The organism is Streptomyces sp. NPDC029292 (assembly GCF_055569295.1).
Window position 1 is genome coordinate 674,184 of sequence record NZ_JBVHXR010000002.1, and the last position, 24,811, is coordinate 698,994.

18 protein-coding genes and 1 pseudogene are annotated in these 24,811 nt (G+C 70.6%); 9 read left to right on the forward strand and 10 right to left on the reverse strand.

Features of this window, described 5'->3' with window-relative positions; all coding sequences use genetic code 11:
• Nucleotides 1-18 precede the first annotated feature (18 nt).
• The 6 genes and pseudogenes from ACZ4WS_RS07990 to fxsT (ACZ4WS_RS08015) all read left to right on the forward strand — a co-directional run bounded on the left by ACZ4WS_RS07990 (nucleotide 19) and on the right by fxsT (ACZ4WS_RS08015) (nucleotide 9,596).
• Complete coding sequence (locus tag ACZ4WS_RS07990) at nucleotides 19-1,215, forward strand: FxsB family cyclophane-forming radical SAM/SPASM peptide maturase (RefSeq protein ID WP_467978203.1); 1,197 nt, start codon at nucleotides 19-21, stop codon at nucleotides 1,213-1,215.
• The gene (locus tag ACZ4WS_RS07995; protein WP_467978354.1) at nucleotides 1,215-2,792 is read left to right on the forward strand and encodes an aKG-HExxH-type peptide beta-hydroxylase; all 1,578 of its coding nucleotides are present in this window, start codon (nucleotides 1,215-1,217) and stop codon (nucleotides 2,790-2,792) included. Before ACZ4WS_RS07990 ends, ACZ4WS_RS07995 begins: the two co-directional genes overlap by 1 nt.
• Nucleotides 2,793-2,952: 160 nt before the next feature.
• Nucleotides 2,953-5,964: an FxSxx-COOH system tetratricopeptide repeat protein gene (gene fxsT / locus ACZ4WS_RS08000; protein WP_467978205.1), complete on the forward strand. Its 3,012-nt coding sequence runs from the start codon at nucleotides 2,953-2,955 to the stop codon at nucleotides 5,962-5,964.
• Nucleotides 5,965-6,071: 107 nt separating this feature from the next.
• Nucleotides 6,072-6,476 (forward strand): CU044_2847 family protein, encoded by a 405-nt coding sequence (locus tag ACZ4WS_RS08005; RefSeq protein ID WP_467978207.1) that lies wholly within the window; start codon nucleotides 6,072-6,074, stop codon nucleotides 6,474-6,476.
• Nucleotides 6,419-7,072, forward strand: a pseudogene (locus tag ACZ4WS_RS08010) (AAA family ATPase); the annotation flags it as partial. The gene ACZ4WS_RS08005 and the pseudogene ACZ4WS_RS08010, both read left to right, overlap by 58 nt.
• A gap of 235 nt (nucleotides 7,073-7,307) precedes the next feature.
• Nucleotides 7,308-9,596 carry an FxSxx-COOH system tetratricopeptide repeat protein gene (gene fxsT, locus ACZ4WS_RS08015; RefSeq protein WP_467978209.1) on the forward strand — a complete coding sequence of 763 codons (2,289 nt, stop codon included), beginning with the start codon at nucleotides 7,308-7,310 and terminating at the stop codon, nucleotides 9,594-9,596.
• A 123-nt stretch (nucleotides 9,597-9,719) separates the two neighbouring features.
• On the opposite strand, the gene ACZ4WS_RS08020 is transcribed toward fxsT (ACZ4WS_RS08015), so the two are convergent.
• The 5 genes from ACZ4WS_RS08020 to ACZ4WS_RS08040 form a co-directional block, all read right to left on the reverse strand.
• Nucleotides 9,720-13,556, reverse strand: a complete 3,837-nt coding sequence (locus ACZ4WS_RS08020; protein WP_467978211.1) for a multifunctional oxoglutarate decarboxylase/oxoglutarate dehydrogenase thiamine pyrophosphate-binding subunit/dihydrolipoyllysine-residue succinyltransferase subunit — start codon at nucleotides 13,554-13,556, stop codon at nucleotides 9,720-9,722.
• 282 nt (nucleotides 13,557-13,838) lie between these two features.
• On the reverse strand, nucleotides 13,839-14,945 hold the full coding sequence (locus ACZ4WS_RS08025; RefSeq protein WP_467978213.1) for a HAMP domain-containing sensor histidine kinase: 1,107 nt from the start codon (nucleotides 14,943-14,945) through the stop codon (nucleotides 13,839-13,841).
• Nucleotides 14,942-15,679 carry a response regulator transcription factor gene (locus ACZ4WS_RS08030; RefSeq protein WP_467978215.1) on the reverse strand — a complete coding sequence of 246 codons (738 nt, stop codon included), beginning with the start codon at nucleotides 15,677-15,679 and terminating at the stop codon, nucleotides 14,942-14,944. The genes ACZ4WS_RS08025 and ACZ4WS_RS08030 overlap by 4 nt, the downstream gene beginning before the upstream one ends.
• A 113-nt stretch (nucleotides 15,680-15,792) precedes the next feature.
• Nucleotides 15,793-16,470, reverse strand: a complete 678-nt coding sequence (locus ACZ4WS_RS08035; protein ID WP_467978356.1) for a spermine/spermidine synthase domain-containing protein — start codon at nucleotides 16,468-16,470, stop codon at nucleotides 15,793-15,795.
• Nucleotides 16,471-16,533: 63 nt separating this feature from the next.
• On the reverse strand, nucleotides 16,534-16,758 hold the full coding sequence (locus tag ACZ4WS_RS08040; protein ID WP_467978217.1) for a hypothetical protein: 225 nt from the start codon (nucleotides 16,756-16,758) through the stop codon (nucleotides 16,534-16,536).
• A 13-nt stretch (nucleotides 16,759-16,771) separates the two neighbouring features.
• On the opposite strand from ACZ4WS_RS08040, the gene ACZ4WS_RS08045 reads away from it, so the two are divergent.
• Together ACZ4WS_RS08045 and ACZ4WS_RS08050 are read left to right on the forward strand one after the other, a co-directional pair.
• A complete protein-coding gene (locus ACZ4WS_RS08045; protein WP_467978219.1) occupies nucleotides 16,772-16,906 on the forward strand; it encodes a hypothetical protein in 135 nt (44 codons plus the stop codon).
• A gap of 161 nt (nucleotides 16,907-17,067) precedes the next feature.
• Nucleotides 17,068-17,880 carry a rhomboid-like protein gene (locus ACZ4WS_RS08050; RefSeq protein WP_467978358.1) on the forward strand — a complete coding sequence of 271 codons (813 nt, stop codon included), beginning with the start codon at nucleotides 17,068-17,070 and terminating at the stop codon, nucleotides 17,878-17,880.
• Here the strand turns inward: ACZ4WS_RS08050 and ACZ4WS_RS08055 are convergent.
• The 5 genes from ACZ4WS_RS08055 to ACZ4WS_RS08075 form a co-directional block, all read right to left on the reverse strand.
• Nucleotides 17,847-17,999: a hypothetical protein gene (locus ACZ4WS_RS08055; RefSeq protein WP_467978221.1), complete on the reverse strand. Its 153-nt coding sequence runs from the start codon at nucleotides 17,997-17,999 to the stop codon at nucleotides 17,847-17,849. The two genes, ACZ4WS_RS08050 and ACZ4WS_RS08055, sit on opposite strands and share 34 nt — an antisense overlap.
• Before the next feature lie 170 nt (nucleotides 18,000-18,169).
• Nucleotides 18,170-19,705, reverse strand: a complete 1,536-nt coding sequence (locus tag ACZ4WS_RS08060) for a sulfatase family protein (protein ID WP_467978223.1) — start codon at nucleotides 19,703-19,705, stop codon at nucleotides 18,170-18,172.
• A gap of 149 nt (nucleotides 19,706-19,854) precedes the next feature.
• Complete coding sequence (locus tag ACZ4WS_RS08065; RefSeq protein ID WP_467978224.1) at nucleotides 19,855-20,499, reverse strand: GNAT family N-acetyltransferase; 645 nt, start codon at nucleotides 20,497-20,499, stop codon at nucleotides 19,855-19,857.
• 118 nt (nucleotides 20,500-20,617) lie between these two features.
• Nucleotides 20,618-21,370 carry a GNAT family N-acetyltransferase gene (locus tag ACZ4WS_RS08070; RefSeq protein ID WP_467978360.1) on the reverse strand — a complete coding sequence of 251 codons (753 nt, stop codon included), beginning with the start codon at nucleotides 21,368-21,370 and terminating at the stop codon, nucleotides 20,618-20,620.
• A gap of 134 nt (nucleotides 21,371-21,504) precedes the next feature.
• A complete protein-coding gene (locus tag ACZ4WS_RS08075; protein ID WP_467978226.1) occupies nucleotides 21,505-22,158 on the reverse strand; it encodes a class I SAM-dependent methyltransferase in 654 nt (217 codons plus the stop codon).
• Nucleotides 22,159-22,297: 139 nt separating this feature from the next.
• On the opposite strand from ACZ4WS_RS08075, the gene lon reads away from it, so the two are divergent.
• Nucleotides 22,298-24,733, forward strand: a complete 2,436-nt coding sequence (lon, locus tag ACZ4WS_RS08080) for an endopeptidase La (protein ID WP_467978228.1) — start codon at nucleotides 22,298-22,300, stop codon at nucleotides 24,731-24,733.
• Nucleotides 24,734-24,811: the final 78 nt, after the last annotated feature.

Below are 24,811 nucleotides of genomic sequence, written 5' to 3' on the forward strand. Positions count from 1 at the left end.
CAGCATGGGGGTGCCGGAGTGTCTGACGAGGTGACCTCCGCGACTTCCGTCCGGTCAGCACCCGAACCTCCCTTCCCCTTCCGCCAGTTCATCGTCAAGGCACACGGCCGCTGCAACCTCGCCTGCCGCTACTGCTACCTCTACGAGGGCCCCGACCACACCTGGCGCACCCGCCCCGCCGCCGCGCCGCCCGACGTCCTGGACCGGACCGCGTCCCGGATCGGCGAGCACGCGCGCGCCCACGGCATGACGGCGCTCTCCCTCGTCCTGCACGGCGGCGAGCCCCTGCTCGCGGGCGCCGACACGCTCGCCCGCCTCACCGACCTCGTCCGCGACCAGGTCCCGGCCTCCTGTACGGTCCACGCCACCGTCCAGACCAACGCCACCCTGCTCACCGAGGAGCGGCTCGCCGTCCTGGCCCGGCACGGCATCCGCGTCGGCATCAGCCTCGACGGCGGCCGGTCCGCGCACAACACCCTGCGCACCGACCGCGCCGGGCGCCCGTCCTGGCCCGCCGCCTCGCGCGGCGCGCGCCTGATCGCCGACCGCTTTCCCGAGGCGTACGCCGGGATCCTCACGGTCGTGAACCCCACGACGGACCCGGTCGAGCTGTACGAGTCCCTGCTCGACCTGCGGCCACCAGCCCTCGACCTGCTGCTGCCGCACGGCAACTGGTCGGCTCCGCCACCGCGTTGGGAGAGCACCGGTGTGTCGTACGGGGGTTGGCTGTGCGCCGTCTTCGACCGCTGGTGGGCGGCCGGGCGGCGGGAGACGCGCGTACGGCTCTTCGAGGAGTGTCTCGCGCTCCTGCTCGGGCTGCCCGCCGCCACCGAGTCGCTGGGCCTTACGCCCTTCGACGCCGTGGTCGTGGAGACCGACGGGTCGATCGAGCAGGTCGACTCCCTGAAATCCTGTTACGAGGGGGCGGCGGAGACCGGCCTCGACGTCTTCCAGCACAGTTTCGACGAGGCGCTGCGCCACCCCGGTGTCGCGGCCCGGCAGGCGGGCGCCGCCTCGCTGGCCGCGCGCTGCCGGGCCTGCCCGCTGCTCTCCGTCTGCGGCGGCGGCCACTACGCCCACCGCTACCGTGCCGGACACGGCTTCGCCAACCCCTCCGTCTACTGCGCCGACCTCCAGCGCTTCATCCGCCATGTGGCGGGACGGCTCGCCGAGGCCGCCCCCGTCCCTGCCTCTTTCGAAGGAGGCGCCCCGTGATCCTGCCGACAGTCCCGGCGCGGGCCCTGACCGAACTCGGCCGCACCGAAGGCGGCCCCGAGACCCTGGGGCTCCTCGTACGCGATCAGCACACGCGGCGGCTGCTCCTGCTGCGTGCGGTACTCGACGCCGCCGAGGCGGCCGACCCGGCGGTCTGCTCGCCCGGTGCGCGGGGCCGCCTGCGGGAGGACTGGGCGCTGCTGGAGGAGGCGGACCGGGTGACGACGCCCGTCCGGTGGGGGGCCTCGACGTACGCCGAGACGGCAACGCCCGCTTCCGTGGGTGAGGCCGCGGCACCGGCCTCCGTGGGTGAGGCCGGGACAACTCGCTCCATGCGTGAGGCCGGGACAACTGCCTCCCCGCATGAGGCCGGGGCGACGGGCTCCCCGCTCTCTCCCGTGCGCGCCCTTCTCCTGCACCCCTTCGTCGGCCCCTGGGCCCGGCACTGTCTGCGTGGACTCGGCGCGGGAAGCGGGCCGCGTACGGAGGAGGAAGCGCGTGAACTGAGCCGCGACCTCGCCTACTTCGGCGCGCTCGCCGCCGTGGCCGGCGCCCGGTCCGGGGTGTCCTTCGCGGTGCGGCTGACCGCACGCGATGGTGTACTGACGCTGCCGTCGCTGGGCGCGCTGCGCACGGCCGCCCCCGGGGACGCCCCGGTCGAGGTCGTGCACCGCCACCACCGGCTGACCCTCCGTCAGCCCGGCGAGCCGGACATCGTCGTACACCCGCAGAGTGGCGTCGGCGCGTGGTCCGGCGCCGCCGCCTGGACCCCGGCGTACGCGCTGCCCGGCCTGCTGCCAGATGCGGGGCCCATACCGCTGGACGACCTCGACCCGTACCGCACCGTGCGCGGCGGACCCCGCCACCACGCGCTGAGCGGCCCGGTCACCCTCGACGACGCCGAACGCAAACGGTGGCTGCACTCCTGGTCGGGCACCGCCCCCGTACTCGGTCTCGGCGGTGAGCACCGTCTCGCGGAGGCCGTGACCCTGCTGCGCTGTCTGGTCCCGCTGTCCGCGCCGCCCGGCGCGGTGCCCGGGGGCCGGCCCGGCGGCAGTTGCAGCGGCACCCGGCGCGAGGCCTTCGGGGCCGTCCTCAGCAGCACCCCGCCCACGCCCACGACCTTCGCGGCCACCCTCGTGCACGAACTGCAGCACACCAAACTCGCCGCGCTGAGTGACATGCTGACGCTTCATCACGCGGGACCAAAGGCTCGGTACTTCGCGCCATGGCGGCCCGATCCACGGCCGTACGACGGCCTGCTGCAGGGCGCCTACTCCCACCTCGCGCTGGCGGACTTCTTCCAGCGCTGCGCCCTCGGCACCACGCACCCGGCCCACCGGGACGCCGCCTGGGCCGCGCACGCGCGCTACCGGGAGCAGGTCGGGGCCGTACTGCCGACGCTCGTGGGATCGGGCGATCTCACCGCGCAGGGACGTCAGTTCGTCGACCAGATGGTTGCGGTGTTCGAGCGGCTGGCCGACCATCCGGCGCCTCGCGGGCAGGCCGCGCGGGCGGCGGCGTACGTCAGGGCGGCGCGCGCCCTGTGGGCGCAGCGCCAGCCACCCGCCGAATAATCCCGGATGCCAGCCGTTTCAAGATCCTTGCGCGAAGATCGTCGCGTTTGAGGAAAACGAACCGCGGCGCGAGCTACTCGTTGCCAGTCACTGGTTGTCGCCGCCAGTGCCTACCGCAGCGCGGCGCCCAGGTTCTAAAATCACGCGGGGAGGCCGCTGCATGTCTGGAGCTCGTACGCCGGTCGGGTCAACCGAGAGGGGGGCCGCGAAGCAGACTGTCACGATCAGCTTCGCCGGTTTCAACCGGGCCTGGGCGGCCTGGATCGGAGACCGTCTGGAGCGGCGTGGCCATCGTGTCGTGTACCAGCGCTGGGATTCCCCGGCGGAAGTACCGCTCGTCGATCTGCTGCGTGACCTGAAACTGGCCCAGGGCCGGATCCTGATCATTGTCAGCGAGTGGTACTTCCAGCTGGGCCCGCGTACCCACGACGAGTGGAACACGGCCCTGCGTGAGGTCGTCGCTCCCGACCCGGCCCGGTTCGCGGCCGTCTCGGTCACCACGAGCCCCGTGCCGACCGCCACCGCCGTACTCGCCGCGGTCGAACTGAACAACATGGGCGCCGACGAGGCCGAGCGCCGCGTCCTGGAGCGCCTCGACCTGCCCGTCGACCCCCTCCCGGAGTCCGCCGACGGCGCCCGCCAGGGCCCCCGCTTCCCCGCGGCCATGCCCGAGATCTGGGGCGGCGTGCCCCGCCGCAACACCCGCTTCACCGGCCGCGAGCCCCTGCTGAACGACGCCTACCACCTCCTTCAGAGCGCCGAGCCGGGCGCCGGCGTGGTGACCCTGCACGGCATGTCCGGCGTGGGCAAGACGCAGCTGGCCGCCGAGTACGTGTACCGCTTCGGCTCCGAGTACGACGTGGTGTGGTGGGTCAACGCCGAGAAGCGGGTCACCTACCGGCGCCGACTCGCCGAACTGGCACCGCAGTTGGGGCTGTCCACGGGTGCCGAGTACGGCGAGCGGCTGCGTGCCGTACGGGACTCGCTGCGCCGCGGTGACCCGTACGCCCGCTGGCTGCTGATCCTCGACGGCGCGGACGAGCCGGACCAGATCTGGGACCTCGTGCCCACCGGTCCCGGTCATGTCCTGATCACCTCCCGCAACCCCGAGTGGGGCGAGCACAACAGCAAGCTGCTGGAGGTGCCGGTCTACGACCGCGACGAGTCGGTCGCTTTCATCCGCCGCCGGGCGCCCCGTCTCAACGAACCCGAGGCCGACCAACTCGCCGAAGCCCTGGAGGACTTGCCACTGCTTCTCGACCAGACGGCGGGCTGGCTCAACGACTCGGACCTCTCCGTGCGGGATTACATCGCCCTCCTGGAGGGCGGCATCGACCAGGACGTCGTCAAGATCTCCGCGGACTTCCCGGTGGCCTTCCAGACGGCTTGGTCGATACTGCTGAACAAGCTCAAGGACACCGTCCCCGAGTCCGTCGACCTGCTGCGCCTGTGCACCTTCTTCGCGCCCGGCTTCATCCCCGTACGCCTCCTGAAGGAGATGCCGCACGACGAGCTGCCCGAGCAGATCGCGGGGCTCCTCAACGATCCGCTGCTGTGGAACAAGGCGATCAACCAGCTCCGCCAGTACTCCGTCGTCCGCCTGGAGTCCCACGAGACGGCCACCGACGAGACCACGTCCTCCGGTGAGTCCCTTTATCTCCACCGCATGGTCCACCAGATCGTGCACAAGGACATGCCTGATGAGGACCATCGCGAGTTCATTGACGTCGTGCGGCGGGCGTTGGCTGCGGCGGATCCCCGGCGTCCTACGGATACGCGGTTGTGGCCCGGGTATGCGGAGATCGTTCCGCATTTGAAGTACGCGGACGTGCTGAAGAGCAAGGATCCGGCTGTTCAGGGGCTGGTCTTGAACTGCCTGCGGTACATGTACTTCTCGGGTGAGTACACGGCCGGCGTCAAGCTCGGCGAGCGCGCGATGAAGGCCTGGCGAACGCTGCTGGGGGAGAACCATCCGCGGGTCTGGGAACTGACCCATCACTACGCGAACCTCTTGCGGGCGGTGGGCGACTACGGTCGCACGGAGGCGATCATGCGCGCCGCCGTCGAGCATCTGCGCGAGGAGCGCGGGGTCCAGGACCTGGAGCATCTGCGCGCCGCCGGCGGCCTCGCTGCCGACCTGCGAGGTCTCGGCCGCTACGACGAGGCGCTGGGACTCTCCCAATGGCTCGTCACGACTTACCGCGACCTCCTTGGTGATCAGGACTCGCGCACACTGAGCGCTCAGAACAACCTGGCGGTCTCCTTGCGGCTACTCGGCCGCTACGAGGGGGCCCTGGATCTCAACCGGCGGACGATGGAGGCTCGTCGGCTGCTGCTGCGGGGACGGCACCCGTGGACGCTCTATTCCGAGTCTGCGTATGCGATCGATCTGCGCCTCCTGGGCCACTACACCGAGGCCGAATCGATCCAGGCGAAGAACGTGCGTGAGTACCGCATCGTCATGGGGGCCGACCGGCCTCAGACCCTGGATGCCGAACACAACCTCGCCCTGTGCCAGTACCGCAGCGGCGACCGCCACGAGGCGGGGCCGCGGTTCGCCCGCGTACTGGACCGTTGTGAGCGCGTGCTGGGCGAGACCGACCCTCAGACGCTGAAGTACGCGACCAGCATGAGTTGTTTCGCGCGTGAGCACGGTGACATCGACCAGGCGCGTGAGATCGGTGAATCCGTCATCGCCCGCTACGAAGTGATGCTTGCCGACGGACACCCGTTCATCGCCGGCGTCCGGGCCAACCTCGCTCTGGTCCTGCGGAGCGTCGGTGAACGGGATCAGGCCCACATGGTCATCGAACAGTCGCTGGCCGACATGACCGCGGCGGTGGGGGAGAACCACCCCTGGACCTTGGGCTGCGCCATCAACGCCGCCGCGCTGCGCAACCTCGTCGGCGATCCTGAGTCGGCCGCCGCGCTCACCCAGGAAGCGGTCACCCGGGCTACCGAGGCGCTCGGCCGCACCCACCCGCTCACCCTCTCCGCCCGCGTCGCCCTCGCGGCGGACCTGCGTGGACTGCGGGAGCGCCAACAGGCCGAGAAGATCGAGCAAGCGGCACTTACCGACCTGGCCGCCACGCTGGGCCCTCAGCACGTGCACACCATCTCGGCCCGCTCCCGTAATCGTCCTTACTGGGACTTCGAACCTCAGGTCACCTGATCGCCCAGGGGCCGATCCCCAGTGCGCATAACCCCCCGCGCAGCGGGGAATGACCCAGTTCTCTCTCAACAGCCATGCAGCACAGGAGAGTTGAACCAGGGGGACGCGTGGTGATCTTAGTGGGGCCTGTCCCGGCGGGCGCGGATGGACCCATCCCTGTCGAAGTCGACACGGACCTGAGTCCTGCCGCCCCCGGAGGCCTCGATCTCGTCTACGGCGATGAGGCGACCAGGGGAGGAGCCGCCCAGCGCGTCGTCGAGGTCGCCCGCGACGCCTACACCGACGGGCTGGACCTGGCGCGCCGGTGCGCCGCACAGGCCGTACGGAGATTCGGGGAGCTGGAAGAGCAAGTGAGGCCCGACGAGATCGAGTTGCAGCTCTCCATCAAGGTCGACGCGGGAGTGGCGGCCCTGGTCAAGAGCGGGGCCGAAGCCCAGCTCCAGATCACCTTCCGATGGCAGACCTCCGGTGCTCCGGACGCGGCAGGGGGCGCGGCCGGAGCCGCCTTGTGAGCAGCACACCGCCGGGGGCGAGCCGCACACTGCTGGGGGCGTCGATCCTCCCGTACAGCCGTGTCGTGGCACAGGACGACCTGAAGCTGGCCCTGGGGCTCAACCATGTGGCGCCGCACATCGGCGGGGTGCTCATGGCCGGGCAGCGCGGCACTGCCAAGTCCACGCTCGTACGGGCCTTCGCCCTGATGATGCACGGGAAGCTGCCCGTCACGCTGCCCATCAACGCGACCGACGACCGGGTCGTCGGAGGCTGGCAGCTCGACGCACTGATGCGTGGCGAGACCCTCGAACAGCCCGGGCTTCTGGCGGAGGCGCACGACAAGGGAATGCTCTACGTCGACGAGGTGAACCTCCTCGACGACCACATTGTCAACATCATCCTCGACGTCGTCTCGACCGGACAGCTGTCCGTGCAGCGCGAGGGGCTGGACAGTGACAAGGAGCTCACTTTCGGCCTCGTCGGCACCATGAACCCCGAAGAGGGCGGACTACGGCCGCAGTTGCTGGACCGATTCGGGCTCATGGTCACGGCCGCGGACCTGGACGCCGACGCCCGCCACCGCATGCTCCGCACCGTCCTCGCCTTCGAGGAGGAGCGGGCCCGGGGCACGTCCGAGTGGCTGGAGGCGGCCGAACGGGACAACGCCGCCATCCGTGACCGTCTTGAAGCCGCCCGGACGCGGTACCTGCAGGTCGCGGTCCCCGACGGCATCCTGCGCCTGTGTGGCGAGACGGCCGTACGGCTCGACGCCGTCGGAACACGCGGCGACATCGTCGCCGCGCAGGCCGCCCGAGCCCTCGCCGCCCTTCGGCTCCGAGTACGACCTCGTGTGGTGGGTCACCGCCGACCTGCGCGGCACCTATCGGGAGCGCCTCGCCCAACTCGCCCCCGCGATGGGTCTGGTGACCGGCCAGGAGTACGGCGAACGCATTCGCGCGGTGCGCCAGGCGCTGCGCCGCGGCGACCCGTACGGGCGCTGGCTGCTCGTCCTGGACGGCGCCGACGACCCCGATGCCATCGCCGACCTCGTGCCGACCGGAACCGGCCATGTCCTGATCACGACCCGTAACGCCGACTGGGAGAGCCACGCCGGAGCACTGCTGGATGTCCCGCTCTACGAGCGCAGCGAGTCCGTGGCCTTCATCCGCCGTCGCGCGCCCCGCCTCACCGAGGGCGAGGCGGACCGGCTCGCCGAGGCGCTGGAGGACCTGCCGCTTCTGCTCGACCAGACGGCCGGCTGGCTGAGCGACTCCGACATGTCCGTCCAGGAGTACATCGAGCTGCTGGAATCCGGCAGCGAGTACGACGCCGTCACGGTCTCTGCGGACTTCCCGGTCACCTTTCAGACTGCCTGGGCGATCCTGCTGCACCAGTTGCGCGACACCGCTCCCGAATCCGTCGATCTGCTGCGTCTGTGCGCGTTCTTTGCGCCGGGCTCCATCCCTGTACGATTCCTCAAGGGCGTACCGGCGGGTGAACGGCCGGAGAATCTGGCCGAGTTGATCGACGATCCCCGGCTGTGGGGCAGGGCGCTCGCGCGGCTGTCCCAGTACTCGGTGATCCGTCTGGAGCCCCGGGAGACGGCCCTGTACCTGCACCGTATGGTGCACCAGATCATCCGTCAGGAGATCCCCGAGGACGACGCCAGGGAGTACGCCGCCGCGGCCCGCGCCGCACTTGCCGCAGCCGCCCCCGGCAGGCCGGGCGCCCCGGAGGTGTGGCCCGCCTACGCCGAGATCGTCCCGCACCTGGAGTACGCAGGCGCGCTGCACGACGCCGACCCGGCCGTGCAGAACCTGGTCATCGACTGCCTGCGCCACCTCTACCTCTCGGGCGAGTACGGCACCGGCCTGCACCTCGCCGAACAGGCCATCCCCGCCTGGCAGTCACTCCTTGGCGAAGACCATCCGCTCCTGTGGGATCTGGGTCACCACTACGCCAACCTGTTGCGCGCGGTCGGCGACTACCGGCACAGCGAGGCCGTCAGCCGCGCCTCCGCCGAGCGTCATGGGGCCGTCGTCGGCCACCACGACAGCGAGTACCTGCGCGCCGCGGGCGGCCTCGCCGCGGACCTGCGGGCGCTGGGGCGCTACGAGGAGGCGTACGGCCTGTCGCAGGAGGTCTGCGAGGCCTATGAGGAACTCATGGGCGACGAGAGTCACCCGGCCGTCCTCGCGGCGCGGAACAACCTGGCTGTGTCGCTGCGGTTGCTCGGTGACTACCAGGGCGCGCGCGACACCGACCGGAGCACGCTGGACGCTCGCCGCGGCGTACTGGGCCCGAGTCACCCGTGGACGCTGTTCTCCGAGATCTCCTACGCGACCGATCTGCGCCTGCTGGGCAACCCACGAGATGCCGCGTCCGTTCAGGCCGGCAGTGTGGAACGGCACCGCGTCCATTTGGGCCCCGATCACCCCCAGACGCTGCACGCCGAGCACAACCTGGCCCTGTGCCGCTATCGGGCCGGGGAGTTCGAGGAGGCGAGGTCCTTGTTCGCCTCGGTCCGGGAACGTGGCGAGCGGGTCTTCGACGAGGACGACCCGCTGAGCCTGATGTTTGCCGTCGCCCATTCCTGTTTCGCGCGGGAGCACGGGGACATCGTCCATGCGCTTGAGATCGGCGAGTCCGTGGTCGCCCACTATGAGCGGATGCTCGGCCCGGCGCATCCGTATGTCGCCGGGGCCCACGCTAACCAGGGACTGATCCTGCGTGCCGTCGGCGATCGGGCCGATTCGCGTGCCCTGGCCTACCAGGCCCTGGCCGACATGGAGCGGGCGCTGGGGTCCCTCCACCCCTGGACGCTCGGCTGCGCCCTCAACACCTCTGCCGAAGCCGCCTGGGCCGGTGACCCCGAACGGGCCCGCCTGATCAGTCTGGACACGGCCACTCGGGCGGGCGCCGCCGACGCCCTCGGCCCTACGCACCCCCTGACCCTCTCCGCCCGCATCGCCCTCGCCGCCGACCTGCGGGCCACCGGCGACCGGCGGGAGGCCGACCGGGTGGAGCGCGCTGCCCTCGGCGCCCTGACGGCGACCCTCGGCCCCCAGCACCCCCGCACCCACGCCGCCCGGAACCGTGAACGCCCCTACTGGGACTTCGAACCCCTCACGACCTGAAGCCGACCGACCCGCACCCACGCCGAAGGCCCGGTCCCCAAAAGGGAACCGGGCCTCCACCGCCGTACAAGAACGCCGTACAAGAACGCCGTACAAGAACGTCGTACGAGCGTGCTCCGAGACCTACGCCTCGAACACCTCACGCACCAGCTGCTCCTGCTCCGCCTGGTGCCGCTTCGCGGAACCCACGGCGGGCGACGAGCTGGCCGGGCGCGAGATGCGGCGCAGGCGCTCGCCGTGCGGGACGTCCGCGCCGACCGCCAGGTCGAGGTGGTCGATCAGGTTGAGGGCGATGAAGGGCCAGGCGCCCTGGTTCGCCGGCTCTTCCTGGGCCCACAGGTACTTCTCGGCGTTCGGGTACTTGGCGATCTCCGCCTGGAGCTCGGCACCCGGCAGCGGGTACAGGCGCTCGATACGGATGATGGCCGTGTCCGTGCTGCCGCGCTTCTTCCGCTCGGCCTCGAGGTCGTAGTACAGCTTGCCGGCGCAGAAGACGACCCTGCGGACGGCGGCCGGGTCGACCGACTCGTCGCCGATGACCGGACGGAACGCGCCCGTGGTGAACTCCTCCGCCTTCGACGCGGCGGACTTGAGGCGCAGCATCGACTTCGGGGTGAAGACCACCAGCGGCTTGTGGTGCGGGTTGTGCACCTGCCACCGCAGGAGGTGGAAGTAGTTCGACGGGAGCGTCGGCTGGGCGACCGTCATGTTGTTCTGCGCGCACAGCTGGAGGAAGCGCTCGATGCGCGCGGACGAGTGGTCCGGGCCCTGGCCCTCGTAGCCGTGCGGGAGGAGCAGGGTGACGCCGGACGTCTGGCCCCACTTCTGCTCGGCCGCCGAGATGTACTCGTCGACGACCGTCTGCGCGCCGTTGACGAAGTCGCCGAACTGCGCCTCCCACATCACGAGGGACTCGGGGCGGGCCAGCGAGTAGCCGTACTCGAAGCCCATGACCGCGTACTCGGACAGCAGCGAGTCGTAGACGTTGAAGCGCGCCTGCTCGTCCGAGAGGTACAGCAGCGGGGTGAAGTCCTCGCCCGTCTCGCGGTCGATGAGCACCGCGTGACGCTGGCCGAACGTGCCGCGGCGGGAGTCCTGGCCGGAGAGGCGGACAGGAGTGCCTTCGAGCAGCAGCGAGCCGATGGCGAGGGTCTCGCCCATGCCCCAGTCGATCGTGCCGTCCTCGATCATCGCCGCCCGGCGCTGCAGCTGCGGGAGCAGCCGCGGGTGGACGGTGACATGGTCGGGGATGTTGACCTGGGACTCGGCGATCCGCTTCACGACCTCCTGGGAGACCGCGGTCGGCACGGCGACCGGGAACTCCGCCTGGGTGTCGAGGGCGGGTGCCTCGGCCGGCGCCGAGACGGCCTCGCGGACCTCGGTGAAGACCTTCTCCAGCTGGCCCTGGAAGTCCTGCAGTGCCTGCTCGGCCTCTTCCAGGGTGATGTCGCCGCGACCGATGAGGGACTCGGTGTAGAGCTTGCGCACCGAGCGCTTCTTGTCGATCAGGTCGTACATCAGCGGCTGCGTGAACGCCGGGTTGTCGGACTCGTTGTGTCCGCGGCGGCGGTAGCAGATCAGGTCGATGACGACGTCCTTGTTGAACGCCTGGCGGAACTCGAAGGCCAGGCGAGCGACGCGGACGACGGCCTCGGGGTCGTCGCCGTTCACGTGGAAGATCGGCGCCTCGATCATGCGGGCCACGTCGGTGGCGTACATGGAGGAGCGCGACGACTCCGGGGCGGCGGTGAAGCCGACCTGGTTGTTGATGACGATGTGGACCGTGCCGCCCGTGCGGTAGCCGCGCAGCTGCGACATGTTGAGCGTCTCGGCGACCACACCCTGGCCCGCGAAGGCCGCGTCACCGTGCAGGGCGACCGGCAGGACCGTGAAGTCCGTGCCGCCCTTGTTGATGATGTCCTGCTTGGCGCGGGCGATGCCCTCGATGACCGGGTCGACCGTCTCCAGGTGGGAGGGGTTGGCGGCCAGCGAGACCTTGATCTGCTCGCCGTCCAGGCCGGTGAAGGTGCCCTGGGCGCCCAGGTGGTACTTCACGTCGCCGGAGCCGTGCATCGACTTCGGGTCGAGGTTGCCCTCGAACTCGCGGAAGATCTGCGCGTACGACTTGCCGACGATGTTCGCCAGGACGTTCAGGCGGCCGCGGTGGGCCATGCCGATGACGACCTCGTCCAGGCGGGACTCCGCGGCGCTGTCGATGACGGCGTCGAGGAGCGGGATGACGGACTCGCCGCCCTCCAGGGAGAAGCGCTTCTGGCCTACGTACTTCGTCTGCAGGAAGGTCTCGAAGGCCTCCGCCGCGTTCAGCCGGCGCAGGATGCGCAGCTGCTCCTCGCGCTCCGGCTTGGAGTGCGGGCGCTCGATGCGGTCCTGGATCCACTTGCGCTGCTTCGGGTCCTGGATGTGCATGAACTCGATGCCGGTGGTGCGGCAGTACGAGTCGCGCAGCACGCCGAGGATGTCGCGCAGCTTCATCAGGGACTTGCCGGAGAAGCCGCCGACCGCGAACTCGCGCTCCAGGTCCCAGAGGGTGAGCCCGTGCTCGGTGATGTCCAGGTCGGGGTGCTTGCGCTGGCGGTACTCCAGCGGGTCGGTGTCGGCCATGACATGGCCGCGGACCCGGTAGGAGTGGATCAGCTCGAAGACGCGGGCGGCCTTCGTGACGTCGTCGTCGTGGCTGGCGTCGATGTCCTTGAGCCAGCGGACCGGCTCGTAGGGGATGCGCAGCGCCTCGAAGATGTCGTCGTAGAAGCCGTTCTCGCCGAGGAGGTAGTTCGCGACGACGCGCAGGAACTCGCCGGACGCGGCGCCCTGGATGACCCGGTGGTCGTAGGTCGACGTGAGCGTCATGACCTTCGAGATGCCGAGCTTGTTCAGGGTGTCCTGGGAGGTGCCCTGGAACTCCGCCGGGTAGTCCATCGAGCCGACGCCCATGATGACCGACTGGCCGGGCATCAGACGCGGGACCGAGTGGACGGTGCCGAGGCCGCCGGGGTTGGTCAGGGAGACCGTGACACCGGTGAAGTCGTCCATCGTCAGCTTGCCGTCACGGGCGCGGCGGACGATGTCCTCGTAGGCCTGCCAGAACTCGAAGAAGTTCAGCGTCTCGGCCTTCTTGATGCCCGCGACGACCAGCTGGCGGTCGCCGTTGGGCTTCACCAGGTCGATGGCGAGGCCGAAGTTGATGTGCGGCGGCTTGACGAGGGTCGGCTTCCCGTCCTTCTCCGCGTAGTGCCAGTTCATCGACGGCATGGCCTTGATGGCCTGCACCATCGCGTAGCCGATGAGGTGGGTGAAGGAGATCTTCCCGCCCCGGGCACGCTTCAGGTGGTTGTTGATGACGATGCGGTTGTCGAAGAGCAGCTTCACCGGGACCGCGCGCACGGACGTGGCCGTGGGCACCTCGATCGAGGCGTTCATGTTCTTCGCGACCGCGGCGGCGGGGCCGCGCAGCGGGACGAGCTCGGGACCCTCGGGGCCCTCGGTCGCCGGAGCGGCCTTCGGCTTGGCGGCGGCCGGAGCGGCCTTCACCGGAGCCGGGGCGGCGGCCGGGGCGGCGGCCGGAGCCGGAGCAGCGGCGGCGGGCTTCGGCGCGGCGGCCGGAGCGGGCGCAGGGGCCGCGGGAGCGGCCTGAGCCGGAGCCGTGGGCGTCGCGGGCGCCGCAGGGGCGGCCGGAGCGGCAGGGGCGGCCTGAGCCGCCGTGGTGGTCCCTGCGGCCCCCGCGGCCGCAGTACCCGCCGGAGCCGGGGCGGCAGCCGCCCCAGGCTTGTAATCGGCGAAGAAGTCCCACCAGGCTCGGTCTACCGAATTCGGGTCCTGGAGGTACTGCTGATAGATCTCGTCGACGAGCCACTCATTGGGACCGAACGCGGCAGCAGGGTTCTTCCCGGCTTGGTCTTCGGTCGAGATGCTCGATGAGTTACTGGGGGACTGTGGCGACACGGCGGCAACCGCCCTCTTCCGCTTCACAAGGTGATGGACAGCGGAAATAAAGGCTACGCCCCCATGGCCGAGAAGGTCAGGCCGGGCCCGTCCAACGTCGTGTAAGTCACATCGGAAACCGTGTTTCGCCTGTGGAAATGGCGGGAAACAAGCGGGGTTCCGGCCCCGAATGGGTACGTCGATCCAGGGTCGCGGTACGACTCACGCGGCCCCTCTGCCTGATCACACGTGTCCGCCAGGGGGGACAGCGATGGATCTTGTGGCTCCGGTTCGAACTTTACGTCAACTTGGCAGAGACGGAAGTCCCGGAAGGGTGACCTGGATCCGGCAGCCCCGCTGGGATTCGGCCACACCGATACGGCCGCCGTGCAGATCGACCGCCCAGCGGGCGATCGCCAGGCCGAGGCCCGTGCCGCCGTCGCTGCCCGGCCCGTGCGGCGCGCGCACCGATCCCCGGTTGAACCGTTCGAAGACCCGGTGCCACTCCGACTTCGGGATGCCGGGGCCCTCGTCGAGGACCTCCAGCTCCAGCGACTCCGGCAGGGTCCCGCGCCGCGCCTTCACCGTCACCCGGCCATGGGCCGGGCTGTGCTTGACCGCGTTGTCGATCAGGTTGGCCACGACCTGGTGGATCCGCTCCGGGTCCGCGTGCGCGGTCAGCTCCGGCGGGGACACGTCGAGGTGCAGATGGACGTCCGTACGCGTGTGGCTGCCGGAGCCGGACGCGATGCCCGCGCGCGCGGAGGCGACCATGTTGGCCTCCTTGAGCACGCCCGAGAGGTACGGCCACACCTCGAAGCGGCGCTGTTTGAGCGGTACGACGCCGTTGTCGAGGCGCGAGAGGTCCAGCAGCGTCTCGACCAGCCGCCCGAGCCGCTCCGTCTGCTTCAGCGCCGTACGCATGGTTTCCGGATCGGCGGCCGAAACGCCGTCGACCACGTTCTCCAGCACGGCGCGCAGGCCCGCGATCGGCGTGCGCAGCTCGTGCGAGACATTCGCCACGAGTTCCTTGCGCTGGCGCTCCTGGGCCTCCAGCTCGTCGGCCATGACGTTGATCGTCTGGGCCAGGTCGCCCAGCTCGTCGCGGCGGTTCTCGCGCACCCGGCGCGTGTAGTCGCCGTGCGAGATGGACCGGGCCACCGCGTTCATCTCGTCGAGCGGCGCGGTGAGCGAGTGCGCCACGAACTGCGTTATCAGCAGTGTGGCGATCATCGAGAACACCGTGATGAAGCGCAGCTCCGTCTTGGTGTGCACCGCGATCATCGACAGCCCGGTGGTGATCAGCACCGAGATGACGACCAGCACGCCCAGCTTGGTCTTGATCGAGAACGGGCGTACACCGCCCCAGGGCTCCCCGGGGCTTCTCCGTGCGGGCGGCCCGCCGCTCATGGCGTCGGGGTCTCCAGCGCGTAACCCACGCCGTGCACCGTGCGGATCCGCTCGGCGCCGATCTTCCGGCGCAGCGCCTTGATGTGGCTGTCGACGGTCCGGGTGCCGGAGGCGTCCGCCCAGTCCCACACCTCGGCGAGCAGCTGCTCACGCGAGAGCACGGCGCGCGGGGTGTTCGCCAGGCAGACCAGCAGGTCGAACTCGGTGGGCGTCAGGTGCACGTCCTCCGAGCGCACCCGCACCCGGCGCTGCGCGTGGTCGATCTCCAGCTCGCCGAGGCGCAGGATCCCGCTGCGCGGCGTCGCGGCGGCCAGCGCGGCCCGCTCCATCCGGCGCAGCAGGACGTGCACGCGGGCGGCCAGCTCGCGCATCGAGAACGGCTTGGTCATGTAGTCGTCGGCGCCGACGCCGAGCCCGACCAGCATGTCGGTCTCGTCGTCGCGCGCGGTGAGCATCATCACCGGCACCGGGCGCTGGGCCTGCACGCGGCGGCAGACCTCCAGGCCGTCGAAGCCGGGCAGCATGATGTCGAGGATCAGCAGGTCTGGCTGCCAGGCCTCGGCGGTGTCGACGGCGGCAGGGCCGTCGCCCGCGGTTTGCACCAGGAATCCCTCGGCACGCAGGCGGGCCGCGATGGCGTCGACGATCGTCGGGTCGTCCTCGACCACGAGGACCCGTCGTTGAGCGCCCGGCGTTGCCGCCGTGCCGTTGTGGGAGGTGTGTGTCTGCTCCATCGCCCGCCCCTGAGGTGTGCTTTCCGGAATCCGTGGGGTGATCCCATGACTGCGCTTGACGCTTGAATGATCCGCGTCAGGGAAGCAGAGTACGGGCAGTCACCATCGCTCGGCTATCCAGGCCTGACTGCGAGATGTACGACGTCCGGAACGCCCCGGGCAACCGGGATCTCTTCGGTACGCACCCGCTGGAACCCGGCATTCCACAAGGTTCCTTCAAATTCCGGAGAGGGCTGCGCCGACCACACCGCGAGTACCCCGCCGGGCCTCAATACCCTTGCGCAGCTTGCCAGTCCGGCCTTCGAGTACAGGCTCTGATTGTCCTCGGTGACCGTCCAGCCAGGCCCGTTGTCGATGTCGAGGCACAGCGCGTCGTACGTGGCGGAAGTCTCATTGACGTACGCGACCAGATCGGCTCCGACGATGTCGGTGCGTGGATCGGCGAGCGCGCCCGCGGAGAGCTCGGCGAGCGGCCCGCCGAGATGCCAGTCGATGATGGCCCGCTCGCGCTCGACGACCGTGATCCGGCCCCAGCGCGGGTCCGCGGCGGCGTGGGCGAGCGAGAAACCGACGCCGAGGCCCCCGATCAGCACGCTTGGCGCCGCCCGCCCGTCCAGCGCGTCGTACGCGGCGTCGACGAGCAGCCGCTCCGAGCGACCGTCGGAAGTGTCCATCAGGAAGCACCCGTTGGCGATGATCTGCAACAGCGCGCCGTGGCGCCGCAGCACGACCTCGCCGTACGGGCCCTCTCGGCGATCGATGACTACGGGGGTGTCGTACGAGGCAGTCATGGTCCCCATCCTGGCAGTTTCACCAGGACGGGCGACCGAATTGACGGATCAGAGCCTGTGCCCTTACGGGAACACCGGGTCCTCCGTGTCGTGGGGCACGTCCGGCCGGGATGCCTCCACCGCCTCTATTGAGCGCGGCAGTTCGAAGGGCAGCCGCCCCTCGGCCCGCGCCCGCCCGAAGGCGATGTCGAGCAGGGCCGCGTCGCTCGCGCCGTAGTCGGCGACCAGCGCGGCGGCCTTCCCGGCGATCTCGGGGAGTACGGCGGGCCGTTCGAGATGGACGCACACGAGCGTGGGCGTCGTGTCGAGGATCCGGCTCCAGTGGGCGCTCGACCCCCAGGGCGTCGGCATGGCCGCCCGTATGCGGGCGTACCTGGACCGGCTGCTCCGCTCGCCCCCCACCGCGGGCACGGGGTTGCCCGCCGGCACCGACTGACGCGCGGCGGGATGCCGTACACGTCTCTCAGGTTGCTGTGAATCGCCTCTCGCGTGGCGTCGGTCATAGACAGCGACGCCCGGGACACGAAGGGTGGGGCGTAACGGAAGGAGCGCCTCACCGTGGACCGGAGTGCGCCCGAGCCGGCTGACGCCGCGCTCATGGATCCGCAAACGGGTGCGCCCTTGCTGGAGGGGGTGCCCCGGCAGCGCGGCGGCTTCGTCACCGTCGTCCCCTCCGCCCCGGCGGCCCCGGTACCCGCCCCCTCGGCCCCGGCGTCCGCACTCCTCGCCCGGCTCCGCGGCCTCCGCCCCTGGCGCCTGCTCCCCACCCCGACCGGGACACCCTTCACCTTTGGTTACGTGGCTGTCCTCGCCGTCACCTCGCTCGTCGCCGACCGCGCGGACCCCTCGGTCGTGCACGCGCTGCATCAGGGATCCAGCACGGACGTCGCCCACCTCGTGCAGAACCCGGTGCTGGCGCTGCTGGCCAGCGCGCTGTGGATCGCGGGCGGGATCACCTCGCCGTACGCGGTCGGGTTCCTGCTGGTGCTCACCGCGCTGGAGCGGCGGACAGGCGGTCTGCGGACGGCGGGCGTCTTCCTGTTCGGGCATGTGGTCGCCACCCTGGCCACCGAAGTGCCCGTCGGCCTCTCGGTGCTGGCGGGCCGGCTGCCCGACAGCTCCCTGCACCGCCTCGACTACGGCATCAGCTTCGGTGTCGCCGCGAGCGTCGGCGCGCTCACGGGACTGCTGACCCCGTGGCTGCGCTGGCCGGTTCTGATCGCCTTCGGTACGACGCTCGTCGCCGACCTGATCGAATTCACGGACCCGATGACGGACTGGGGACACCTGCTGTCCCTGGCGATCGGGGTCTCGACCTGGCCGCTGGTGCGGCGCTGGCGGGGAGCGCGCGGAGGATCCGCGGGAGCCGCCGGCCCTCAGCCGCGGCCGTTCCCCACCACCGCCGAGTAGCCTCCGGCCGCCGCCAGTCCGGCGACCGGTCCGTGGAAGCGGACCCGGCCGGACACCGGTACGGTCACGTCGTCGCAGGCGCCGGTGATGTCCTCCATGAGGTGGGTCGACACGACCACGGTCGTCTCCTGGCCGATGTCGCGCAGGAGGGCGTGGAACCGCTCGCGTTGACGGGGGTCGAGGCCGGTCGTCGGCTCGTCGAACAGGAGCAGTCGGTGCAGGGCGTACGGGTGCCCGCCCCGACGGCCTGGATCAGTTGTGCGTCGTGATCGTGTCCGCGCGCCTGTGGTCAGCCGCGCCGGTCCGCCGTCAGCCGGCGCGCCAGTTCCGGGATTCCGAGCCGGTGCTCCTGCGCGGTGGTCGCCCCATGGAGCTTGTTCGTGAGCTGGTACGGGTCGTGGAGCAGGTCGTAGTACTCACGGAAGAGGACCTCGCCGCTGTTGGTGTCCCCGGGGAGGCGGCCGTTCTTGTCGAGGCGGAGGCGGTAGTACTCCGTGTACTGCTCGGTCTTGCCGATGTACGTGGCCCAGCTGTGGATGGGCTGCTTGTCCTGGCGGTTCCACCACCACTCGGCGAGCAGATGGTCACGGTCGTGCGTGCCGAGCAGCGAGTGCCCGTCGTGCGGGGTGTCCGCCTCGATCCCGGCCGCGTCGAGGAGGGTGGGCGCGATGTCGATGTGGGCGGTGAGCCGGTCGTCGGCCTTGGGGGCCCCGAGCCCGCCGCCCGGCCAGGACAGATAGAAGGGCACCTCCAGACTCGGCCGGTAGGGCACCGACTTGCGCAGCCAGCCGTGGTCGCCCCAGAGGAGACCGTGGTCGCTGGTGAACAGCACGAGCGTGTTGTCGAGCTGCCCGAGCGCGCGCAGCTTGTCGCGGAAGTCCCGCATCGCGTCGTCCACGGAGAGCAGCGTGCGCAACTGTCGTGCCCGCAGGGCCTGTCCGTCGGCGAGCGAGTGCTGGGCCGCACCGCCGCGCAGGAACGGCGGCTTGTCGGCCTTGTCGCTCTCGAAGACCGACGGCCGCCCTTCCCACTCAGGCACCCGGGTCCCCGCGTACTTCTTCTCCGGGACGTTCAGTTCGTGGGCGGCCCGCGTGGCGACGTACGCGAACCATGGCCGGTCGTCGCCGCGGGAGCGCTCCATGAAGGCGAGGGTCCGGTTCTTGATGACGGTGGTGTTGTACCCGGGGATGTTCCGGACGGTCCCGTTGTCGTTGTAGTGGCCGTTGTAGTACCGGACCGGCTCCTGCAGCAGCCACTCGTCGAAGTGCGGCGGGTTGACGCCGGTGTGCCAGTAGTTGAGGTACTTGCCGAACATTCCCGTGCGGTATCCGGCCTGGTGCAACTGCCGCTGGACGGTGGTGTTCTGGTCCAGGCGGGTGGGGTGGCGGGTGTCGAGAACGCCGTGGTTGTGGGCGTACCGGCCCGACATGATCGAGGCGCGGGAGGGGGCACAGAGGGGAGTGGTGGCGTGCGCCCGCTCGAAGGTCACGCCGTGTTCGCCGAGCCAGTCGAGGGTCTTCGGGGTGGCCCACTCGGTCTGCCTGGGCTGGTCGTCGGTGACGACGACGAGGATGTTGGGGCGGTCGCCGGCTTTCCCGGGCGGCCTGGTGGCTCCCGCTCCCGGTGCGGTGGCGGGAGCCCGGCTGACGACCGGCGCCGCGGTGCGCCCCACCGGTGCCGTGGTCTCGGCCCCGCCCTCGCCCTCACCCTGTGCCGCCCGGACCACCACCGCGCCGACGCCCGCCGCCACCACGGCCCCGGCCCCGGCGATCACCGCACGCCGCCCCGGCCGCCCCCGCCGCTCCTCGCCCATGTCGTTCCCCATGTTCCCGCTCGCCCCCGTCGTGCCGTCCCCGAAAGCTGTGAATGAGCTTGCAGTTTGAAGGCGTTGCCTGTGAATGGCGTTGCGGTCGTGTGGCGGTGGCCTTGCGAAGCGGTGGCAGTCACCGGGGGAGGGGCAGGGGTTCGTCGAGTTCAGGCGCTGCCGGTGAACTTCGCGCTCGTGAGCGGTGCGATGGCGCGCCACCCCAGAGTCTCGTACAGCGTCCGCCCGACCGGTGTCCCCGCCAGGACGCCGATCTCCGCGCCCTGAGTGAGCGCGGCGTGCGTGAGGGTGTGCATGACCAGGCGGCCGAGCCCCCGCCGACGGTGTGCCGCGGCCGTCTCGATCTGGTCGACGACCGCCGTCTCGCCGGTCGGAGCGATCTGGCCGCGCGCCGCCAGCGAGCCGTCCGGCGCCGCGATCAGGACGCGGGTGACGCCGCCGCACGACCAGGCGCGCAGCCGGTAACCGTCCGGGACGGGCGACTGCGGGACATCGGAGAAGCGGACTGTCATCAGATGGGCGGCCTCGTCGAGCCACCAGCCCGCGCCGAGCCAGCTCGCCACGGTCGACGGCTCGGTGAAGACCTTGAGCCACACCCCGGCCCCGGTCACCCCGTCGGCGATCTTCCGGACCGTGGTCTCGTCGACCTCGTCATTGGTCGCGCCGAAGACATGCCGTGTGACCTGCTGCGCCTGCCCCACGTCGACCGTGTACCCCCACGGTTCGACGACCGGCGCCGCCGCCCCGCGCGAGACGACCCAGCCGTCGACCCAGGCCCGTACGAGCTTGCCCATCGAGACCCCCTGTAATAGTCACTATGCAAAAAGGAGTATTACGGGGATGAGGGTACGGCAGAGCCCATCCGTTCCGAAAGGAGCGCAGGGCGTGCAGGTATGACTGGACGGCGGAATCTCAGGCCTGCGACGGCGACCAGACGTACGGCGTCGTGGTGGTGACGGCGTGGAAGCCCAGCCGGCGCAGGATGGGGGCGCTGTCGTCGGAGGCGTCCACGTGGAGGAAGCGGACGCCGCGGGCGACGGCGAGGGCGGCGCGCCGGGCGACCAGAGCGCGGTAGATTCCGCGGCCCCGCCACTCGGGCAGGGTCGAGCCGCCCCACTGACTGGCGAACTCGGTGCCCGCGCGGAAGACCAGCCAGGCCGCGCAGACCACCTCACCGTTCGCCTCGGCGACGAAGACGGCGATCTCGTCCGGCGCGGTGGCGACCCGGCCGATCAGATCGTCGGCGAGCCAGCTCCAGTCGTCTCCCCAGACGGTCGACTCCATCGCGGCGATACGGCGCATGTCCGCGTCCTCGGTGACCTGCCGCACGACGACGCCCTCCGGCAGGGCAGGCTGCCGTACGGCCATCTCCTCGGCGCGCCCGATGAGCACCGTCTCCCGCTCCTCGGGAACGAAGCCCGCGGCACGCAGCCGGTCGGTGAGGTCGGCCGGGTGGTCGTGCTCACGTGTCTTCCACTCCAGCGCCTCGCCGCGCGCGGCGAAATACGCGCACTGCCGGGCGATCAGCTCATCGAGTTCCGCCCCGCGCACGCCCAGATCGCGCCTGCCGCTGACGAAGCCGCGGGACTGCCCGACGATTCGCAGCAGTGGCCCGTCCTGCTCGTACGTGACCCCGGTGGGCGGGGTGGGAGGAGCGCCGCGCATCTGCTCGTCGTAGGCCGCGAGCAAGGTGTCCGTGCTTGTGTTCGTATCCGTCACTGAGTAGACGGTACGGGTCACGTGAGCTGCGGCAACCGATTATTGGCACAAGGGTGTCCGGGCCCTTTCCGGATTCCGGATTACGGCCGCTCGGGTTTGTGGGCCAGGAGGCAGGCGTGCTGTCTCTTCACCCGCTCGCTCGGCTCCTGCTCCAGCCGTGCGGTGACGACGAGTCCGGCTTCGCCCAGTAGCTCGGCGATGCGGGGTAGCGGCTGGAGGTAGGACCGGTAGGACACCGGGTGCCCGTACGCCTGCGCCGGACGCAGGTGCTCGTCGCCGACGTGGCCTCCCAGCAGCAGGTGGCCGCCGGGTGCGAGTGTGCGGTGGAACTCGGCGAACACCAACGGCAGTTGCTCCGGTGGCGTGTGGTGGGTGGAGTACCAGGCAAGGATGCCGCCGAGCTCGTCGTCCCCGAGGTCCAGCGCGGTCATCGAGCCCTCCGTGAACCGCAGGTCCGGGTGGATGCGCCGAGCCGGCTCGATCATCTTCGGCGACAGGTCGATGCCGAAGGCGGACAGCCCCAGCGTGGTCAGGTGTGCCGTCACGAGGCCGGGCCCGCATCCGAGGTCCGCGACCGGGCCGCGGCCGGCGGCCCGCACGAGTTCGGCGAAGGCGACGAGCATCGCGCGCGTCAGCGGATCCAGCTCGGCCGGACGCGGGACGTGTGTCACGTAGTCGGCGGCGACGGTGTCGTAGGAGTCGCGGACCGCGGCCAGATAGGAGGGCTCGGGCATACCCGTGACCTTAGGTGTCCCCTCGGACAAGACCAGCGGCGAGCGATCGATCGCTCAGAGCGAACAACGCCCGGGGAACAATTGAAGGCTCACATGCATTGAGTCGGCATAGCTCAACTTGACTGCCGAAGGGGAGATCATGGCTGCCACCTCCACACCGCTCACCCTGCCCGTGCTGCCGCTCGACGACGAGGTCGTGCTGCCCGGGATGGTGGTTCCGCTGGACCTGAACGACACCGACGTACGCGCCGCGGTGGAGGCCGCCCAGGCCGCCGCCCGTTCGACACCGGGCAAGCCACAGGTACTGCTGGTGCCACGCATCGACGGGACGTACGCGGGCACGGGTGTGCTCGGTACCGTCGAGCAGGTCGGCCGCCTGGCCGACGGCGACCCGGGCGCGCTGATCCGCGGGCGCGGGCGCGTGAAGGTCGGTGCGGGGACGACCGGTCCCGGCGCCGCCCTGTGGGTGGAGGGCACCCGGGTCGACGAGACCGTGCCGGACCCGCTGCCCGGCCGGGTCACCGACCTGGTCAAGGAATACAAGGCCCTCGCCACCAGCTGGCTGCGCCAGCGCGCCGCCTGGCAGGTCGTGGACCGCGTACAGCAGATTGATGACGTTTCCGCCCTTGCCGACAATTCCGGGTACTCGCCCTTCCTCTCCCTTGAACAGAAGGTGGAGCTGCTGGAGACCGCCGACCCGGTCGCCCGGCTGAAGCTCGCCACCGAGCAGCTCCGCGAGCACCTCGCCGAGCAGGATGTCGCCGAGTCCATCGCCAAGGACGTACAGGAAGGCGTCGACAAACAGCAGCGCGAGTTCCTGCTGCGGCGCCAGCTGGAGGCCGTGCGCAAGGAGCTGCGCGACCTCAAGGGCGAAGAGGGCGAGGACGAGTCCGACGACTACCGGGCCCGTGTCGAGGCCGCCGACCTCCCCGAGAAGGTCCGCGAGGCCGCGCTCAAGGAGGTCGAGAAGCTCGAGCGGGCGAGCGACCAGTCGCCCGAGGGTTCGTGGATCCGGACCTGGCTCGACACCGTCCTTGAGCTGCCGTGGAACGAGCGGACCGAGGACGAGTACGACATCCAGGGCGCCAAGGGCGTCCTCGACGCCGAGCACGCCGGCCTGGAGGACGTGAAGGAGCGCATCACCGAGTACCTCGCGGTGCGCAAGCGGCGTTCCGAGCGCGGGCTCGGCGTGGTCGGCGGACGGCGCGGCGGTGCTGTGCTCGCGCTCGTCGGCCCGCCCGGTGTCGGCAAGACGTCGCTCGGCGAGTCCGTCGCGCACGCCATGGGCCGTAAGTTCGTCCGCGTCGCCCTCGGCGGCGTACGGGACGAGGCCGAGATCCGCGGCCACCGGCGTACGTACGTCGGCGCGCTGCCCGGCCGTATCGTCCGAGCCATCAAGGAGGCCGGGTCCATGAACCCGGTGGTCCTGCTGGACGAGATCGACAAGGTGGGCTCCGACTTCCGAGGCGACCCCGCCGCGGCCCTGCTCGAAGTCCTCGACCCCGCGCAGAACCACACCTTCCGCGACCACTACCTGGAGGTCGAACTCGACCTCAGCGACGTCGTCTTCCTGGCCACGGCCAATGTGCTCGAAGCCATCCCGGAGGCCCTGCTCGACCGTATGGAGCTGGTCCGCCTGGACGGCTACACCGAGGACGAGAAGGTCGTCATCGCCCGTGACCACCTGCTGGCGAGGCAGTTGGAGCGGGCCGGGCTGCAGGGCGACGAAGTCACCCTCGACGAGAGCGCGTTGCGCAAGCTCGCCGGTGAGTACACGCGGGAAGCGGGCGTACGCAACCTGGAGCGGTCGATCGCGCGACTGCTGCGCAAGGTCGCGGCTCAGCACGAACTGGGCGAGCGGAAGCTGCCGTTCACGGTGACCGACGCCGATCTGCGCGCGCTCATCGGGCGTCCGCACCACGTGCCCGAGTCCGCCCAGGACCCGGCCGAGCGCCGTACGGCGGTCCCCGGTGTCGCCACCGGACTGGCCGTCACGGGCGCGGGCGGTGACGTGCTGTACGTGGAGGCGTCGCTGGCCGACCCGGAGACGGGCGCGGCCGGTCTGACCCTCACCGGTCAGCTGGGTGACGTGATGAAGGAGTCGGCACAGATCGCCCTCTCCTTCCTGCGGTCGCACGGCGCGGAGCTCGAACTGCCCGTCGGCGACCTGAAGGACCGGGGTGTGCACATCCACTTCCCGGCGGGGGCCGTTCCCAAGGACGGTCCGAGCGCGGGCGTCACCATGACGACGGCGCTGGCCTCGCTCCTGTCCGGCCGCCTGGTCCGTACGGACGTGGCGATGACGGGTGAGGTCTCGCTGACGGGTCGTGTCCTGCCCATCGGCGGGGTGAAGCAGAAGCTGCTCGCCGCGCACCGCGCGGGTGTCACGACGGTCATCATCCCGAAGCGCAACGAGCCCGACCTGGACGATGTCCCGGCCGAGGTCCTGGAGAAGCTCGACGTCCACGCCGTCACGGACGTCCGCCAGGTCCTGGAGCTGGCGCTGTCGCCGGCGACGAACGGCGCGACGCCGGAGGTTCCGGTAGCGGCGATGGGGGTACCTCCCAGGCGTTAAGCACTGGGGGAGGACGCGACCGGATAGGGAAGGCCCGGGTCCCGTGAGGGAGGCCCGGGCCTTCGCCGTACGTCAGCC